Here is a 16510-nt window from a genome sequence, read left to right on the forward strand (position 1 = left end):
CCCCGGCGGTCGTGCGGGACGGCGAGTGCGGCGACAGAACCGCGTACCTGTGACCGCACGGCCCCGTGCCGCCGGGAGCCCTCAGGCCGTCAGGGCCTCGTCCTCCCCCGCGTCCGCCTGCTTGAGACCGGTGTGAGCTCCGACTGACGTTCTACGGGTGAACATGCGGGCATCGCGGTGCGCCGTGGGCCCGGTACCGGCACTCTGCTGGAGGGGCGCAGCAGCGGGGGATGCCCCGCCCTGCCGGGGCCAGGCTCCGGCACGGACTGCGGACGCGAGTCGAAGGGGGCGCTTCATGACACCCGGTGGAGCAGGACGGGCCGGCCGCCAGGCGCACGCGGGGGGTACGACGGCCGGCACCCTCGGCACGCAGCCGAAGGCCCCCACCTCCCCGACGGTTCCGGCACAACCACGCCGCCCGTCCGGCCAGGAGCGGCAACGCCCGGTGCCCCGCCATGTCGCGTGCGTGATGGACGGGAACGGCCGGTGGGCGCAGCAGCGCTCCCTGCCGCGTACGTCGGGGCACAGGGCGGCCGAGACGACGGTGATCGACGTCATCGAGGCGGCGCGGTCGGCGGGGGTCGAGTGGCTCAGCCTGTACGCCTTCTCCACCGAGAACTGGCGACGCCCGGGCGAGGAGATCGACTTCCTCATGCGTCTGGTGCGGCGCGTGGTGCGCAAACACGCGCCGCTGCTGCACGCACGGGGCATCCGCTGCAGATTCCTGGGAGCCGGGGATCCGAGGGTCCCCGCCCCCCTGGCCCAGGACTTCGCCGACCTGATGACACTCACCGAGGCCAATCGGGGCATGACGCTCACGGTGGCGTTCGACCACGGCGGGCGTCAGGACATCGTCTCCGCGGCGCGGTCCCTCATCCGCGCCGGGGTGCCCGCCGAATCCGTCGACCAGGCGTGCTTCGCCGCGCACCTGCCTGTTCCCGACACGCCTGACGTGGATCTCGTCATCCGTACCTCCGGCGAACAGCGCATCTCCAACTTCATGCTCTGGCAGGTGGCCTACGCCGAGTGGATCTTCCCGCCGGTGCTCTGGCCCGATTTCCGTGCGCCGCACTTCCTGGAGTGCCTGCACGACTACCGGAGCCGCGACCGCCGCTTCGGCGGAGTGACGCCGCAGGCGAACGGAGAGTTCCAGAAGTGAAGAACACGGACAGCAACCAGTTCACGCGGACCGGTCCCGGTGCCTCGGGCCCACACGAGGACCGGGGCCAGGCCACCGAACCGCCGGCCGAATCCCTCTTCGGCCCCGGGTCGCAGTTCCACCGCTTCTTCAACGATCCCCGCTGGGCACTGGCCGTCGTCAGGGCCACGGTGCTGGAAGCCGCCCACCCGCAGATCGGCGCGGCACTGGCCGACAACTCCTCCTTCGTCGTGCACCCGTGGCGACGGCTCCACAACACCCTGGTGAGTCTGCAGCGCATGTTCGGAGCCGACGAACACACACGGCAGCGGGAGGCGGCGCGGCTCAACCGCCTGCACTCGCGGCTGAGCGGCACGGACGCGGGCAACCGGCCCTACGACGCCATGGACCCCGAGGTGCGGGCGTGGGTGGTCGCCACGCTCTTCGAGAGCTCCGTCACCATGTGCCGGTTGAGCGGGCAGCCCCTGGACCAGGCCACCATGGAGCAGCTCTACGCCGAATTCCGCGCCTTCCTGGCGGCGTTGGGGGAAGAGGCGGGCCACCTTCCGCCCACCTTGCCCGAGTTCTGGCAGTACTTCGACCGCATGGTCGCGGAGGAACTGCAGAACACGGAGGCGCTGCGCATCATCCTCTTCAGGCTCTTCGAACATCTGCCGGCGCCGCCGCTGTTCGCAGGCCTGCCCACGGTCTGGGCGACCGGTCGCGCGCTGGCAGGGCCGGTGCTCGGCACCATCACCGTGGCCTCCCTCCCGGAGGCCTTCCGCCGCCGGGCGGGACTGCCGGAGGTTCCCGGTGCCCAGACGCTGATGCAGAGTGCCTACATGGCCACCCGCCTGGCCCGCGCCCTGCCCGACGACTGGATCCGGACCGAGAACTTCGTCAGCCTGCTCCAGCTGTCACCGGACGGCGACGGCCCTTACGCCGAGACGCTCAGTGCCCTGCGCGCCCGGATGAAGCGGGCCGGCGCACTGCTCCGGCTGATCACGCCCGTACCGGCCCAGCAGGACGGTACGGGCGCCGCGGGCGGGGCCGAGAGCCGGCGCAGTGCCCGCGAGTTCTTCAGCGAGGTGCTCGACCAGACCGGGGACGGCTTCCTGGACTGGCCCGATCTCGCAGCCATGGCGCGGGAGCTCTGCTCCCGTCTCGATCTCGACGAGCCGGAGGAGACCCGGCTGTACGACGCGTTCGCCGCGTGGTGGCGAGAACTCCAGGCGGCCCTGGACAGCGACGGGGACGGCCGGGTGAGCGAGGAGGAGTACGCGGCAGCCGTCCCGTCCCTGGCCGGCCCGGCGCTGATCAGGGTCGCCGAGGTCCTCTTCGGCGTCACCGACACGGACGGCGACCAGTTCATCGACGCCGAGGAGTACCGGGCCCTGTTCAGGAGAGGCTTCGCGCGATCCGTCGTGGACGCCGAAGGGCGATACTCCCGGAGCGCGTTCGTGCGGGACTTCCTCGCCTTCATGTCAGGCCGTCAGCGCTCGACCCCGTACGACGCACTGCTCTCCGACGCGTAGGGGCTCCGGACCGCGCTACGGGGGGAGCCCGTCCGGGCTGAGCAACGGTGCAATGAGCGGTATCGAGACCTTTTCCGAAGATCTCTCCCGCCCCACCACCCACGTCGGACGGAGCACGGCATGCGGAGGAGCCGCATGCTGCACGCGAGCTGGGGCTGATCCCAGCAGACGACGGGCAGGACTGAGACCGGAGCGCAGGGTCATACCTTCTTGACGACGGTCGACCCCGGGACCAGCCTCTCCAGGTCGTCCACGTCCGAGGTGAAGACGGTGACCTGCCCCTTCTGCCGGCGCGCGACGACAGCGAGTATGGCGTCGGTCGCGTACTCGTGGCCCTGCAGCTTGGCGTCTGTCAGCAGGCGGCGGGCCTGGCGGGCCTCGTCCTTCCCGATGCAGGCGACGTCGAGCCGGGAATGCACCCAGTGCACCCAGTCCCAGCGCTTCTGGGTGGTTCTGCCGTCGTACGCCTCGACCAGCGTCATCGGAGACGTGACCACCTCGGCTTCACCCCGGGCTGCGAGGTCGAGCCACGCGATCATCTTCCGGTCGCCGCGCACGGCAGCTCCTTACCGGCGCGGTCTCGTGGCCGCCAGGCCGCCAGGCCGCCAGGCCGGCGGTCAGGCGGTCGTGGCGGGACGTGGGCTGCCGGGGAAAACCTGGCCGGTGTTTGCCAGGAAGGGCGGGCGGCGGCGAAGGGGTGGACGCCCGGCTGGGGGCGACGTGGGCGCAACCAGCGGACCGGAGCACGACGAAGCGTATTGTCGAAATATTCCTTATGCCGGTAATGAATGAGACCAGAACTGGAATCACCAACGCCGAAGGGCCCCACAGCAAGCTGCGGGGCCCTTCAACGTATTGCCCGGTGAGAGCAATGGCGGAGGATACGAGATTCGAACTCGTGAGGGGTTGCCCCCAACACGCTTTCCAACTGTGCGAGTGGCTGTTCGCGAGCGTTCATGTGCGGCCGCTCTGCAGCTCAGCGAGAGGCGGCGAACGACGTTGAACCTCGGCGGACACGGGCGGACTGAACAAAGAACAGGACAACGGCCGCCGGTTGCTCGGTCCCCTTGCCTCACGGCTGCTGAGCTCAACCCGGCTCCGTGGCGGTGGGCGTTGTCCACAGGTAGAGCACCCAGGAACGCCCCGGTAAGTCCGCCGGGTCGGAGAATAGGCTAGTTAACTCCGGCCTCGGCGATGACTTTCAAGCAATCGACCCAATGAACAAACCGCGGAATTCCACTTACTTTTTGCCGCGCATGAGCGTGAACACTGGTCATGCCGGGTCGAAAGAAGCGACGCAATTTTCGATACGTGTCGTCACTCTTGTGAGCACAGTAGTTTCGAACTGCTCGAATCTCGACGATCGGGTTTGATGTCGACTGATTGTATGGCAGGGTCAGAGTGTGGGATGTCACGGCGGCGTGAAGTGGGTGGACTGCGGCTAGGTCTAGAGCTTGGCAGACGTCAAGCAGCATCTCCGGGGCAGACCATATCGGCTCGCCCCCAAGGAGCTTGATTCGATTCGATCGGAGAGGGGCGTCTGCCGCAAGTTTTCGAATTGCCTGATGCTCGGTACGTGGTTGGCCAGGGCTGTAGGTGGCACCCAAAATCCCCTGGACGTCACCGCTAGCGCTTAGAATTATGACTGCCCGATTGAACCTTCCCCAAGCGTCCCATAGTGAGGTGATGCACCCTTCTACGGCTGGAGCGTAGGGGACCTTGTAGGAGTTGACGATGCCGCTAGTTGCAGTCGAATGGAATGCCGCCTCGATCTCGTCTGCCTCTTGAGCGAAATTAGCACTAATTGCCTTTAGGGGCTGCGTAGGCACAACTCCCCCTAGAGGTCGTAAAATGACTTTCCGGCAAGTGCGTGGCAGAAGTATTCGAAGCGGGCCTGGCGGCTGGGCATTCGCTGACTGCTTTGGCGCGCTTCGATGAAGGGAAGGGCTCTGGGGTCAAGGTCCTCGGTAGGTGTTTCGATCGCCGTGTTGAGGTCGCCAATAGCCTTGATGATCTGGGTGCGATCCCGAAGCATCTCGCTTGCATCCTCGACGCGCGTGAAGTCGAGACGCCCGTCTGGGAGCTTTCCCTTGGCGTACATCACTGCGGCAGCCAGCATGAGGAAGTGAGGGCGGCCGACAATTGCTTCGCCGCGGAATTCCTGAAGGAGGTCTTCAACTGTCGAAATGACGTCTACGAACAGGTCCTCGCCAGGGAGTGACGCCGCGGTAGTGGTCATATGCTGCTCGTAAAGTTTAGTGATATTGGAGTCTGCTCCTTCGCCGACGCCGTTGATGAGATAGCCGACCAGCTCGGCAACGGTCGAGTGGTCCACCATTCGGACACGCTCGCGGCGTGAGATTACGCCAAGGTCCCATACGTCGCGAACCGCGTGAGAAAGTTGCTTCACGTGTGAGGAGAAGTCGGTATCGAATCGCGCGTTCCGTAGCTCTGGCCCGTTAACTGGTACGGCATAAGAGTTAATGCGGAGAAATACTTCCAGTACGTCATCGTCGCTCGCGTTGAGCAACTGTTCGCATGTGAGCTTGTAAGCGAGGAAGTCGTCTTTCTCGTCGTCGCTGAGGTCTGCATATCGCTTCCCTCGGTACTCGCCAGCCTTTGTCGTCAATGCAAACTTCCCTGCGGCGAACTCAATGATGGTCCTGAGTCGCTGCTGACCGTCTACAACATCGCGAATTGTTCGCCGCGTATCTCTATCGATGTTGGTGCGAAGGAGAAGTTTCGGAATGGGATACCCGCGAATGATCGAGTCGATGAGGTAGCTGCGTGCAGGTGGGGACCATACCGGGCCGCGCTGAAATATCGGATTAAGGTTCAACTCATCATCGTCATTCCATTTCAAGAACTCGGCAATGGTGAAGGTTTGGGGGGCGCTACCCTGCACTATTACTCCTCCTGGGACTACCAGTGTTCAACGGACGAGCAGCATCATAATCAGGCCAGCCTAGCCCCAGAGGCGACTGCGTGAGGCCGTTTTAGGACGAAACGTTGTATCTGAGGCGCCGGGCTCATATTGGAGAGAGCTCGTACTTGGAGGGCCGTCGGCGGGAGGCGCCCCTCCACCGGCACCTCAACTTCCATCCCGTCTGCCTTCACCTGGACGCCCGATGCCGTGTCTGTTCGGCTCTCGCTGGGTCGATGGCAGACGGGATGAAGTTCCCACCTCTACAACCGGCGGCCCACACCCGCTTACGAAGCCCCCTCCATCCAGGAGTTTTAGCGCCCTCGCCGGAGGCACACTTGATCCGCACCCGCATACTGCCTCGGGCGTATCGTGGTTCGCCGCTCAGCAACCCAAGTTGTCAGGCGAGCGGCCGACGTCCGGGCTGGAGCGGGGCACAGAGCAGCAGCGCAGGTTGGCCGTGCGGTTACTGCTCCGGGCTTCACCAAGTGGCGATGGTCGCTGAATAATGCTCTGCGATCGCCTCACGATCCACCGGGGCGTCCTCCGAGATGTGCAGAGGAGCTCCTTCCAGGGTGCTGTACAGAGTGTGGCCGGCCAGGCTCGGTGCGACGCACACGGCCAGGCCGGGCGCGATGGTGAGCAGGCCGCTGTCGAAGAGTCGGTGGATGTCCGAGCGCAGCATCAGTCCCTCTTCGACACGGTGCCGCTCCGTGTTGGCGAATGGGCGGAGATGCGCAGCTTCCAGGACCTCTGCTGGCGCCGCGCCTGTGATGGCGCAGATGAACCCGTATTCACGGATCAAGGCCCTGCGGAAAGCGTCCTGCCCTCGTCGAGCCGCGGCTGTCGTTCGCCGGCGACCTCCCGGCAGCTCGAATGGATGAGGCCTATCGGCACCTGAGGTTCGCCGTTGCCTGGGGAGCCGGACACCTCTCGAAGACACCGCCTCCAGAGTTCGCTCCCTATCCATGGCCCTGATGGACTGCTGGTCGGACTTGCTCAGGCTGAGCTCTGCCAACCGCGTCTTGTCCAGGCAGCCTTCGAGAGGTTGCCAAGTTCCTCCGTAGTGAGCTCTGTAGCCCGTGACCCGCAGCATCTCGACTGTCGGCTCGTCGAACGTGGTGGTGCAGGGACTACACCGGAATCGGGGCCGCTCCGTGGTGCGCTCCTTGAAGCCCGTGCTGCCGCATTGAGGACACCGACTACGCAGCTTCTCCAGGCCTGGCAGCACTTCCAATGCTTCCACGAAACCGACGCCAAGGGCTTCACGCCCGCTCCGTACGACCACCAGGTCCCCGACGGCAACGCGGAGATGGTTCCCCACGGTCGAGTCGTAGCTGTAGGACTCCTCCACGACGTCTTCGTAGCCCGTGTTCCCCTGGAACTGCCGGTCCTCGCCCGCGATAAGGAAGGACCAAGCCCTGTCACCAGCCCCGGTTGCCATGATCTCCACCCCAGTCATGGGGGGAGCTTACGAGCGCCCGCCGGCATCCGGGCTTGCTCCCCAAGATCTCCGCAGATGTTCTGCGCCCTCACTCCGAGTGCCGCAACGCCGAAGCTCCCCCGGTGCAAGCGGGGGAGCTTCGGGCCACCAGTCCGTAACCCATCTGATCCGTAGGTGGGTGCGCTCCTGATGCAGAAGCCCTGAAGCGCTCTCCTCAAGGCCGTCGCCATGCCCTCCGGTCGCACGGAGGCACGCGGATGTGCTCCGGCGTGTCTGGACGTTGATGTCAGAAGCTGATGTCAGCGCCTACAAGCTCGGCTCACTACCACCTAGTCCAGGTCAGCACTACTCCTGCTAGCTCGCTAAGAGAGATGGTCAGGAGCACTTGGACTGTCGTGACGACAGCTGCCGCCCTCACATCTTGAACAAGCTTGCGCCCCCCCTTGCAACTGGCGGGCTGCTTCCCACGGCGACGCATGGTTTCCCCCTTCGGTAGTTCGGTGATTCCAGCGTCGGTGTCTCCCCGAAGCAGGTGTTCACTCTGCGTCACAAGCGGACACTTTCAATTTTCCTCAAGTCCCTGACCTGCGACGTAACTTCGTGCGACAGTGCAGCGAAAACACTTCGAGACACTCACGGGAGACAGTCAGTGGCGAGAGCGCGAGGGAAGCGCGGGTTGGCGATGCCGAGCGAGACAGAGGTGCCACCTGGCGCGCACCGCAAAATGCTTGCCGCGCTCCACGAGACCTATGTGGCTGCTGGCCGACCGGGGCTCCGCCAGATTTCTGTTGGGCTGAAGGACGATGATTCGATTCCAGCCACGCTGAACTATCAAGCAGTCGGAAAAATTCTTAACGGAAAGCAACTCCCTAGCCCGCGCCAGCTAATCAGCCTCACGCTTTGGCTGCACAAGGAAGGAAATGTTGACAGCAAGACTGGAAGCGACTATAAGGAGCTAATCGCACAACTAATGCAATTCCGCGAAGCCGCCCACCGTCATCAACTAGGAATCGAAAGTCCGGAAGTCCCACTCGCATCAGCGGAAACGGGAAGGCGCATTCAAGCCCCAAGGAATGCACAATCTACAGTAAAAATGGAAAATGCAAACGAACGAAAAGTCCTTAGCTGCATGTTGCAGTCAAAAGACGCCATAGCCGACGTTGTTGAAATATTGCGAGTTTCGGACTTCAGTAACGATCTACACAAGGAAATCTATAATGTACTACTGGAGTTGTATGCCGAAGGTCGCGAGGTGTCGATCGAAGAGACTGCCAACAAACTAAATTCTCATTCAAACTTCGACATCGATTCGGAGCAGTACATTTCGACTCTACTCTTAGAGGCGGACAACCCTAGCGAAGCAAGTCACCATGCGGAGATCATTTCAGATAACGCTTTGGGAACTCGAATTGGTGCACTCGGTCGCAAAGTTGCAGAAATGGCCGAAAGTATGGAGACCCGAAGCGATTTGAATGCGCAAAATTTGCTCGACGTACTTGAGGGTGAACTATTTTCCATGGTGCGTGAGCGCAGCACGCCAATTGGTGACAGTCTCGAAGAGACTCTGGATGAGGTAGAAGCCGCTGGCGGATCTATTATCGGGGTGCCTTCGGGATTTCGAGATTTCGACGCGCTCAATTCCGGGTTCCGGCCGGGCGAGCTAGTAATCGTAGCCGGTGCTTCAGGCATGGGTAAATCCACGTTGGGGCTAGATTTTATTCGCCGATGTTCAGTTGCCCAACCGCGCAGTAGCTTTCTTGTCTCACTCCAGATGAGTCGCGTCGAAATTAACATGAGAATTCTGTCAGCAGAGGCACGCGTCGCCATCCATCACATGCGATCGGGTGCCATGAGAGACGAAGACTGGACGCGCCTGGCCGGAGTGATGCCATCGGTTGCGGCGGCTCCTATCTATATGGTGGAAGAACCTGGCTACACAATCAATCAGCTTAGGGCGTCATGCAGCCGCCTTGAGGCGTTTCATGATCTAAAACTGGTAGTAATCGACAGTCTCGACCTCCTCTATCTCGACGCCTCAGAAAGTGCAGGAGACCATGATCGCAGTTTGGCTATCATGGTGCGCGAGCTACGCAAGATGGCTAAAGAATTGAATCTACCTGTGATTGCACTCTACCCAGTTGGACGCATCTCGACCGGATATCGCGGGCGGCGCCCGGAACTGCACGACATTCCAGATTGCCTAGAAAATTTTGCCGATGTAGTCATTCTTCTGCACCGTGAAGACGCGTATGAGCGTGAAAGCCCTCGCGCCGGAGAGGCAGACTTTATTGTCGCGAAAAACCGTAACGGACCCACCTTTGTGACCACTACAGCGTTCCAGGGTCACTACGCGCGATTCGTCGACATGGACAAAACGTAGTTTTGCCGTCCGGGGCTGACGGTCGGAATGGCAAGTGGGTTTTGTAGCTTCTTTTTTGTTGTTGATGCCGGCCGTCACTATCGGCTGGGAGCCTTCCCTACCGCCAATAGATGCGAACTAGCGGCGAGAAGTTCGGGGTACGGCTCAGCCATGCGGGCTGCTGCCATCGCAGAGGCAATCAGATCGCCCGTGGGCCCCTCGCCCGGCTGCTGTTCAGCCGCCTTCACCAGGGACCACGCGGGCCCTTCGATACCGAAGACCTGCACATCTGTCAGGCCGGAGGCGGTCAGCTCCGCCACAAGCTCTTCGGCGCGGTGGAAGTAGGACAGGGTGAACCCTCGTACACCGTCGTAGACGGCCGTCTCAAGAATCTTGGAGACGGAGTCGTGAATCCGCTCGGTGTGCAGGTGTGCGTACGTGACGTGCTCGAAGAGCGACGCGTAGCGGTTGATCGCAGCAGCAGCGATCAACCCACCCGGCTTCACCACACGGCGTGCTTCCGCCAGCGCCTTACGCCGGTCGTCCAGGTCGGGGAGGTGGTAGAGCGGCCCAAGCAACTGCACTACATCGAAGCTGCCGTCCGGTTGGGGCAGATCGCGGGCATCCGCCACGATCGCTGAGCACACGGCCGCGGCGCTCTCGACATGGCGGGGCACGGGGTCCACGAGCGTGACTTCGTAGCCGTCCTTCACCAGCCATTCAGCGTGAATCCCGGTTCCCCCTCCCACGTCGAGCACGCGCGCCGGCGCGGGAGGCAAGAAGCGTCGGAGGAGCTCTTGAGTCCTGGCCAGCTCCATACGTCCGTCTGCCGAGCTGCGCAGGCGGTCATCCTCGTTCACTGTCTCGCCGTAGAACCGCATCACGGAGGGAGCCAATTCGAGATTCGACATGCTCGCAGTATCGTGTGTACCGGTGGACCAGTCCAGCGCAGGAAATAGGGGAAACCATGGCAGTCCTGAAGTACGAAGAGATCGCAGAGTTCCTGCGCGCCCGCATCGCCGCTGGTGAGATCGCTCCCGGGGACACGATCCCGTCGGGCCGCGAGCTTGCCGAGCAGTGGGATGTGTCACGAGCTACCGCCATCAAGGCCGTCGACGTGCTGCGCAACGACGGCGTGGTCGTGGCCAAGCAGGGAACCGGGTTCGTCGTCACGGAAACTCCCGTGGCGCGCCCTGCCGGCGCTCGCCGCGCAGGGTCGGCGCGCATCCTGGGCGGCATGCCGTTCCTGCGCGTCGGTACGCCTGACTGGGCGGAACCCCCCGCCCACGTCGCCGCCGCCCTCCGCCTCTCCCCCGGGACCAAGGCGCTTCGACGCGTTCGCGTCCTCCAGCTCCCGGACGGAACCCCGAATAGTTGCGTTGAGGCGTGGTTCCCCCCGGATATCGCGGAGGTGGCACCACGCCTTGCCGACACCAACCCAATCGCCGAAGGCACAACGCGCTACGTCCGGCGTCAGACCGGGCGGGGCCCGGCCGAAGGCGTGGACGTCACCACCGTGCGCCTTGCCTCGGAGACGGAGGCGGACCGCTTGCAGGTGACGCAGGGGGCACCGGTGGCCGTGCTTCTGCACACGGCGTATGACGACCAGGGGAAGCCGCTGGTCTGCGAGGAGGGCGTAACGCCGTCCTCGTTCTTCGAACAGGTGGACACCTACGCCATGTAGGCGCAACACCAGCAACAGGGGAGGCTGGACCGGTCCACCGGTTCAGCTTTTTTGGTTGTCCAGAAAGTGCTCCCCACCTGCAGTTTTCATCACGCCGGCGTGACGGCACGCAGATCCTTCGCTTGACTGGACCGGTCCACCGGTCCAGTCTCTTGTTGTGGCCATCGCCCGACCCGGAATCTCCGGAGGGGGCCGATTCCGTCACGCCAAAACTCAACAGCGTGATCCACCGCAGCACGACGGCCGTGACCGTTCCGGCCGAGGCGAGTGGAGACCAGCCGACCGAGAAACGGCCCCCTTCACACCGGGGCCCACACCCCCTGACCGGGGAACGCCATCGGCTCTAAGAACCGCACGGCACACCTTCGAAACTGCGACGACTTCCGGGATCTCGGACCTCCTCGGAACGAGCAGCGCCGCGCGATATCAGGAGAACCGAAGCACCAGCGTTCACGGTGCCCGGCATTCGGGCCTGCCTCTCCGGCGGGCTGCGGTGCCGGGTCGCCGTGGTCGCTCGTAGCCCACGAACGACCATGACGGCGCGCGGCCCCGGTGCTCGAACACCGGGGCCGCTGTTCGGGCCGTCCACCCTGTGAGGAGAAAACGACCCATGAAGACCATCGCTGCACTTCAGACCCTCGTTACGGCCGAGTCACTCGACATCGAGCCGTCGGCCGCTGAGCTGGACGCGATCGAGCAGGAGATGCCGCTGATCCTGGCGGAGGTCGAGCTGCTGGACGCGCAGATCATGACCATCGACCGCCCGGCGAGCGAGCTGGACGAGCGGCGGATCCGGCGGGCCGGCCGCAAGGTGCTGGCCGCTCGCCGCGTGCTGGCGAACCAGGCCACGGCGCAGGTTCCGGGGGTGGGGGCATGAGCACCCTCACCCCTGCACAGGCGCTCACCGCCGCCCACGCGGAGGTGAAGGCCGAGATCGCCCGGACCGACACCAAGACCGGTCTGCTGCTCGCCTTCGTCGGCGCGCTGCTGGCCGGTGCCTGGACCGTCGCCAAGGACGCCCCCCTGAACCTCCCCGCCATCCTCGTGGGTGGTGTCGGGATGGGGTTGCTGGTCGCGGCGGCTGGTCTGCTGCTGCGGTCGGTGCGCCCGAACCTGAACGGCCGGCACGGCTTCGTGCTGTGGGCCACGCTCACCGCCGAGGAGATCCCCACCACCCTCTCCAGCGACCTGGGCGTTGCCGTGGCGGGTCTGTCCCGGTTGGCGGTCACCAAGTTCACCGGCCTGCGCCGTGCGGTCGACCTGACTTGCGCGGGCGGTGCCCTGCTCGTCCTCGCCGCGCTCCTCACCCTCGGGGGTGCGGCGTGAACGCCAAGACTGTTCTGCCCGCCGTCGGGATGACGGCGGTGTCCATGGTCCTCACTCTGGCCGTGGTGGTGATGTGGCTGGGCACGGCGATGCCGTGGCCGGTCGCGGTGGTCGTCGGTCTCGGGATCGACGGCGGATGGCTCGCCACCCTCGCCTACGAACGCCGGCTCGCCGCGCAAGGCGACCACTCCACCCCGGTCACCGCCGTCGGCTGGTCCTTCGGCCTCATCGCCACCGGCGTCCTGATCGCCCACGCCCTCACCGAGGAATCGGCCGGCGCGTGGCTGGCCGTCGCCTGGCTCCCCATCGCTGCCAAAGCACTCTGGCTCGTGCACGGGCTGTGGGAGCGCACTGCGCTCACAGGTGAGGCGCTGGACGCGATCCAGGGCATTCAGCAGGAAGCCCGCGATGAAGCCGCGGTTGCCCGTGCCCGGCTCCGGTCGGAGGCTGCCACGGAGGAGACGCGGTTGACGGCCGTGACGCAGGCCGGTGCCCGCGTCGCACGCGTCCAAGCGCGCACCGCTGACACCCTGTCCCGGGCCTGGTCCACGCTGGAATCGGCAAGGGAGGGTGAGGACACCGGACGGGCCCTGACCAGCGTGACGACCCGCGTCACACCTGGCGTCACACCCCGCTGGGAACTCCCCGTCTGGGGCCCCACGGAGCCGGTCTCCGCGTTCGCGCTGGAGTCGGCCGGTGCCCTCACCGATGACGCGCTGGACGCGCTCGTCGACCAGATTCGTCACAGCGAGACACCGGCTCTGTCCTATCGGGAGATGGCGTCACGGTTCCGGACTGCTGGTCACTCGGCATCTGAGGTCCGGCTGCGGGCCGCGTGGAAGCGCGTGGCTGCGTGATGGCGACGCTGCCTGTCTACCGGTGGCGCCTGGCCCCGGACGGCTATGCCACCCGCCGCCAGCTCCGTGCCCTCGGTCTTCGGCCCGGCGGGCAGGACGTGGCCGCGCAGCTGGAGCGGCCCCGACGGCGTCGGGGCCCGCTGGTCGCTTACCTCTACCGCGTCGACCGGGCCAAGCCTGTACGGCCGATGACACCCGCCCGCATGGCTGCGCTCGAAGCGGCCATGCGGGCCCGCCGGACCTGCCCCAACTGCCGACGTGATGCCGGGTACTGCATCCCGCGGTCCCTCGGCATGTGCGTGCCCTGCTCAGACCTTGAATCCGCCGCCTGAACTGCGGCAAGAGACGGAGTTGCAGTGAAGCTGGACGTCAGCACACACAAGCTCTTCGGCTACGGATCCACCCTGCGCACCGCCAAGCGCCTGACCGTCGAAGCCGTGCGGATCGTGGACCGGGCGGTGGCCGGCCGCATGCCTGACGTGAAGGTCGTCCTCACCGGAGAGCGGAACCTGGCCGAGGTGACCACGGCCGCCGAGTGGGAGACCGCCGGATGCACCGACAAGCGGGTCCAGGCCCGTGCGCTGCGTGACGCGAAGCGGCACGCCCGGGACGTCGCAGGGCGGTCCATCCCGCTCGCCGACGGCGGGGTCCTGGTCGTCATCAACGTCGACCAGCACCCCAACGAAGCCACGTTCGCCATCACCCTCGTGCACGAGCTGGTCCACGCGATGCAGACCAGCCGCAAGGGCGTCCGTGACCGACTCGTCGCCGGTCTGCGGCACGACCTCGGTGTCGAGCGCCTGTCACGCCGGCAGAGCCGTGAGATCGACCGGCAGCTGGAGGCCGAGGAGAAAGAGGCTTACGGCTTCGAGTACCTCGCCGGTCGCCTCGTCCCCGCCGCCGCAGCCTGACCCGCCACCAACCCCCACCCACTTCCTTGCCCCAAGGTTGGGGCAGTCAGGAGTCGTTCCGTCATGAGCGACAACGTCGTTCCCCTCTTCGAAAAGACCACCCCCGCCCCCATGGAGGCTGCTCCGGCCGAGACGGCTGCTGTAGCAACTGCGGCCCCTGAAACGTCCCCTGTGCCCCTGTGGGTGCGATCGGCACGCGGTATCCGCACGGTGGCCACCCACGAGCACACCAAGACCGCCTGCCGTGCCACTGCCCGCCACGGGCTCTACGTCCTCGGCGGAACCAGGATCGTGGCCCGCCGCACGTGGGAGGGCCGTACCGCCTCCCGGTATGAGCGGATGCTTCGGGCGGCGGAAGCCGCGGGGAACCTGGAGGCCGCCACCGAGTGGGAAGAGCGCGGGCAGCGCTTCCGCCAGGAACGCCACCGCCGCCGCATGGACCTGCTCACCGCACCCATGGACGCGGCCAAAGGCATCGCGGCCGGTCTCGGCATCGGGGCCGGTGGTCTCTTGCTCCTCGGCATCATGCTCGCCGTCGCCAACAAGGACTGGACCGACATCGGCGCCCCCACCATGGCGCTCATCGAACTGGTCCGCTGGATCGTCTTCATCATCACCGTGACCTGGGGCCCCCTGGTCACCATCGGCCCGTGGGCCGTCCTGCTCGGCCTCTGGGCCGTGGGCAAGAACCAGCAGGCAGCACCCCAGTGGGCCCTGCCCACCAACGCCCGCTCCGGTGAGGGCGAGCCGATCACTCCGTCCATCGTGGTGCTCGCCCTGCGGAATCTGGGCATCGCTCCGCTGCGGACCGCGATCAAGGAGATGGGCGATGCCGGCGCTTCCATGCTGGGCCCGATCCGGATTGCCGGATGCGGGGTCGAAGTGGATGTGACCCTGCCCTCCGGTGTCTCCACCAACGAGGTGCAGAACCGGCGCCGCAAGCTCGCCGAGAACCTGGCCCGCCATGAGCACGAAGTGTTCATCACGATCCCGCAGGCCGCCCGCACCGTCCGGCTCTGGGTCGCGGACAGTGGAGCGCTGGACGAGCCGATCGGCCCGTCCCCTCTGACCACCGACCAGGACCTGACCGCGAACTACAAGACCGGCAAAGCCCCGTGGGGCCAAGACCTGCGCGGAGACGCCGCAGCACTGAGCCTCTACCAGCGCCACCTCCTCATCACCGGCCTGTCCAACCAGGGCAAGACCGCAGCCTTGCGGGCCCTCGCGTTGTGGCTGGCGCTCGACAAGTCCGTGGAGTTCCGGCTGGCCGACCTCAAGGGCGCCGGGGACTGGGCCATGTTCGATGGCCTGGCCACGGTGCTGATCCAGGGGCCGACCGACGACCACGTCGTCCAGGCGACCGAGATGCTGGAAGGCGGCGTTAGCGAGATGGAGCGCCGGTTGCAGGCCGCGCCCGGAACCGTATTCCCGCCGCTCGTGCTGCTGGTCGACGAGGCGCAGGTGGCGTTCATGTGCCCGGTCGTCGACAGCGAGAAGCGACCGTACGGCGGGTCCAAGGCCACCTCCCGGTACTTCATGGCCGCGCGGAAGATTCACAACCAGGGCCGGGCCGTGAACGTGACCCTGTGGCAGGGCACCCAGGACCCGACCGACCAGAACCTGCCCAAGCTGGTCCGCGAGGGCGCCCACACCCGTGCATCCCTCGCGCTCGGCACCGAGTCGCAGGCCCGCATGGCGCTCGGGGACAAGGCGGTCGACGGCGGGGCCGCACCGAACCTGCTCCGCCCGGGGCTCGACAAGGGAACCCTCGTCGTCGCCTCGGACGGCATCGCGATCCAGGCCGGCCAGGCATCCATCACCGTGCGCACCCACTTCATCGACACCGACGAAGCCGCCCTCATCACCGCCCGCGCCCGGGCCATGCGCGACGGCGTCACCACCCTCCACGTCATCGAGCGGGACGAGGAGCGGGACCCGCTCGCCGACATCGCCACCGTCATCGGCGACACGAACCGGGTCCTAACCCAGGACGTGCTGCAGCGCCTCGCGGTGCTCTCCGAGGACAGCTACGGGAGCTGGACGCACGCCGACCTCAAGCGGGTCCTCGACGGCACAGCCGCCGAGCCGTACAAGTCTGACGGCCGGATGGTCATCGGGCGTGAGCGCATCGCCCGCGCCCTCGCGAACCGGGACACCGACGGTTCCGCTTCCGCTTCCTGAATGCAGGGAGCGCATCCCTGGCGGGTCAGGGAGGCAGGGAGAACTCCCTGACAGCCTCCCTGACCCGCCTCCCTGGACCTGACCTGCACAAATGATGTTCAGGGAGGCAGGGAGTCGCCCCAGATCAGCACCCTTAAAGCCCTCTCCACGCG

The 16510-nt window shown here is 65.5% G+C and carries 14 protein-coding genes; 10 read left to right on the forward strand and 4 right to left on the reverse strand.

Going from position 1 to position 16510, the window contains the following annotated elements:
- Positions 1-295 precede the first annotated feature (295 nt).
- Complete coding sequence (gene uppS, locus OO67_RS02655) at positions 296-1159, forward strand: polyprenyl diphosphate synthase (protein ID WP_078597568.1); 864 nt, start codon at positions 296-298, stop codon at positions 1157-1159.
- Positions 1156-2673, forward strand: a complete 1518-nt coding sequence (locus tag OO67_RS02660; protein WP_078597570.1) for an oxygenase MpaB family protein — start codon at positions 1156-1158, stop codon at positions 2671-2673. Before uppS ends, OO67_RS02660 begins: the two co-directional genes overlap by 4 nt.
- 200 nt (positions 2674-2873) lie before the next feature.
- Here OO67_RS02660 and OO67_RS02665 read toward each other — a convergent pair whose 3' ends face one another.
- The 3 genes from OO67_RS02665 to OO67_RS02675 all read right to left on the reverse strand — a co-directional run bounded on the left by OO67_RS02665 (position 2874) and on the right by OO67_RS02675 (position 7058).
- Positions 2874-3230 carry a type II toxin-antitoxin system VapC family toxin gene (locus tag OO67_RS02665; RefSeq protein ID WP_244300004.1) on the reverse strand — a complete coding sequence of 119 codons (357 nt, stop codon included), beginning with the start codon at positions 3228-3230 and terminating at the stop codon, positions 2874-2876.
- A gap of 1280 nt (positions 3231-4510) precedes the next feature.
- Complete coding sequence (locus tag OO67_RS36170) at positions 4511-5578, reverse strand: DUF262 domain-containing protein (RefSeq protein WP_157841648.1); 1068 nt, start codon at positions 5576-5578, stop codon at positions 4511-4513.
- A 499-nt stretch (positions 5579-6077) separates the two neighbouring features.
- Positions 6078-7058, reverse strand: a complete 981-nt coding sequence (locus OO67_RS02675; protein ID WP_033296911.1) for an HNH endonuclease — start codon at positions 7056-7058, stop codon at positions 6078-6080.
- Positions 7059-7722: 664 nt separating this feature from the next.
- On the opposite strand from OO67_RS02675, the gene OO67_RS36175 reads away from it, so the two are divergent.
- A complete protein-coding gene (locus OO67_RS36175; RefSeq protein WP_078597574.1) occupies positions 7723-9420 on the forward strand; it encodes a replicative DNA helicase in 1698 nt (565 codons plus the stop codon).
- A 77-nt stretch (positions 9421-9497) separates the two neighbouring features.
- Here OO67_RS36175 and OO67_RS02680 read toward each other — a convergent pair whose 3' ends face one another.
- Positions 9498-10310: a class I SAM-dependent methyltransferase gene (locus tag OO67_RS02680; protein ID WP_033296912.1), complete on the reverse strand. Its 813-nt coding sequence runs from the start codon at positions 10308-10310 to the stop codon at positions 9498-9500.
- Between the two features lie 56 nt (positions 10311-10366).
- Here OO67_RS02680 and OO67_RS02685 point away from each other — a divergent pair, with 56 nt between their 5' ends.
- The 7 genes from OO67_RS02685 (at position 10367) to OO67_RS02715 (ending at position 16358) form a co-directional block, all read left to right on the forward strand.
- The gene (locus OO67_RS02685; RefSeq protein ID WP_033296913.1) at positions 10367-11083 is read left to right on the forward strand and encodes a GntR family transcriptional regulator; all 717 of its coding nucleotides are present in this window, start codon (positions 10367-10369) and stop codon (positions 11081-11083) included.
- Positions 11084-11693: 610 nt separating this feature from the next.
- Positions 11694-11960 carry a DUF6284 family protein gene (locus OO67_RS02690; RefSeq protein ID WP_033296914.1) on the forward strand — a complete coding sequence of 89 codons (267 nt, stop codon included), beginning with the start codon at positions 11694-11696 and terminating at the stop codon, positions 11958-11960.
- Positions 11957-12409 (forward strand): Pycsar system effector family protein, encoded by a 453-nt coding sequence (locus OO67_RS02695; RefSeq protein WP_033296915.1) that lies wholly within the window; start codon positions 11957-11959, stop codon positions 12407-12409. Before OO67_RS02690 ends, OO67_RS02695 begins: the two co-directional genes overlap by 4 nt.
- Entirely contained in the window at positions 12406-13266 is an 861-nt protein-coding gene (locus OO67_RS02700) for a hypothetical protein (RefSeq protein WP_033296916.1), read from the forward strand. Before OO67_RS02695 ends, OO67_RS02700 begins: the two co-directional genes overlap by 4 nt.
- Positions 13266-13598: an RRQRL motif-containing zinc-binding protein gene (locus OO67_RS02705; protein ID WP_033297027.1), complete on the forward strand. Its 333-nt coding sequence runs from the start codon at positions 13266-13268 to the stop codon at positions 13596-13598. Before OO67_RS02700 ends, OO67_RS02705 begins: the two co-directional genes overlap by 1 nt.
- Before the next feature lie 24 nt (positions 13599-13622).
- The gene (locus tag OO67_RS02710; protein WP_033296917.1) at positions 13623-14177 is read left to right on the forward strand and encodes a hypothetical protein; all 555 of its coding nucleotides are present in this window, start codon (positions 13623-13625) and stop codon (positions 14175-14177) included.
- A 63-nt stretch (positions 14178-14240) separates the two neighbouring features.
- Positions 14241-16358: a cell division protein FtsK gene (locus OO67_RS02715; RefSeq protein WP_033296918.1), complete on the forward strand. Its 2118-nt coding sequence runs from the start codon at positions 14241-14243 to the stop codon at positions 16356-16358.
- Positions 16359-16510 lie beyond the last annotated feature (152 nt).

It is taken from the genome of Streptomyces atroolivaceus, from assembly GCF_000717025.1.
Taxonomy (GTDB): Bacteria; Actinomycetota; Actinomycetes; order Streptomycetales; family Streptomycetaceae; genus Streptomyces; species Streptomyces atroolivaceus.

Excerpts from the sequence above, each read along its gene's own strand:
- uppS (WP_078597568.1), top strand. The coding sequence starts at position 296 with ATGACACCCGGTGGAGCAGGACGGGCCGGCCGCCAGGCGCACGCGGGG.
- OO67_RS02675 (WP_033296911.1), bottom strand. The coding sequence starts at position 7,058 with ATGACTGGGGTGGAGATCATGGCAACCGGGGCTGGTGACAGGGCTTGG.
- OO67_RS36175 (WP_078597574.1), top strand. The coding sequence starts at position 7,723 with ATGCCGAGCGAGACAGAGGTGCCACCTGGCGCGCACCGCAAAATGCTT.
- OO67_RS02680 (WP_033296912.1), bottom strand. The coding sequence starts at position 10,310 with ATGTCGAATCTCGAATTGGCTCCCTCCGTGATGCGGTTCTACGGCGAG.
- OO67_RS02685 (WP_033296913.1), top strand. The coding sequence starts at position 10,367 with ATGGCAGTCCTGAAGTACGAAGAGATCGCAGAGTTCCTGCGCGCCCGC.
- OO67_RS02690 (WP_033296914.1), top strand. The coding sequence starts at position 11,694 with ATGAAGACCATCGCTGCACTTCAGACCCTCGTTACGGCCGAGTCACTC.
- OO67_RS02695 (WP_033296915.1), top strand. The coding sequence starts at position 11,957 with ATGAGCACCCTCACCCCTGCACAGGCGCTCACCGCCGCCCACGCGGAG.
- OO67_RS02705 (WP_033297027.1), top strand. The coding sequence starts at position 13,266 with ATGGCGACGCTGCCTGTCTACCGGTGGCGCCTGGCCCCGGACGGCTAT.
- OO67_RS02715 (WP_033296918.1), top strand. The coding sequence starts at position 14,241 with ATGAGCGACAACGTCGTTCCCCTCTTCGAAAAGACCACCCCCGCCCCC.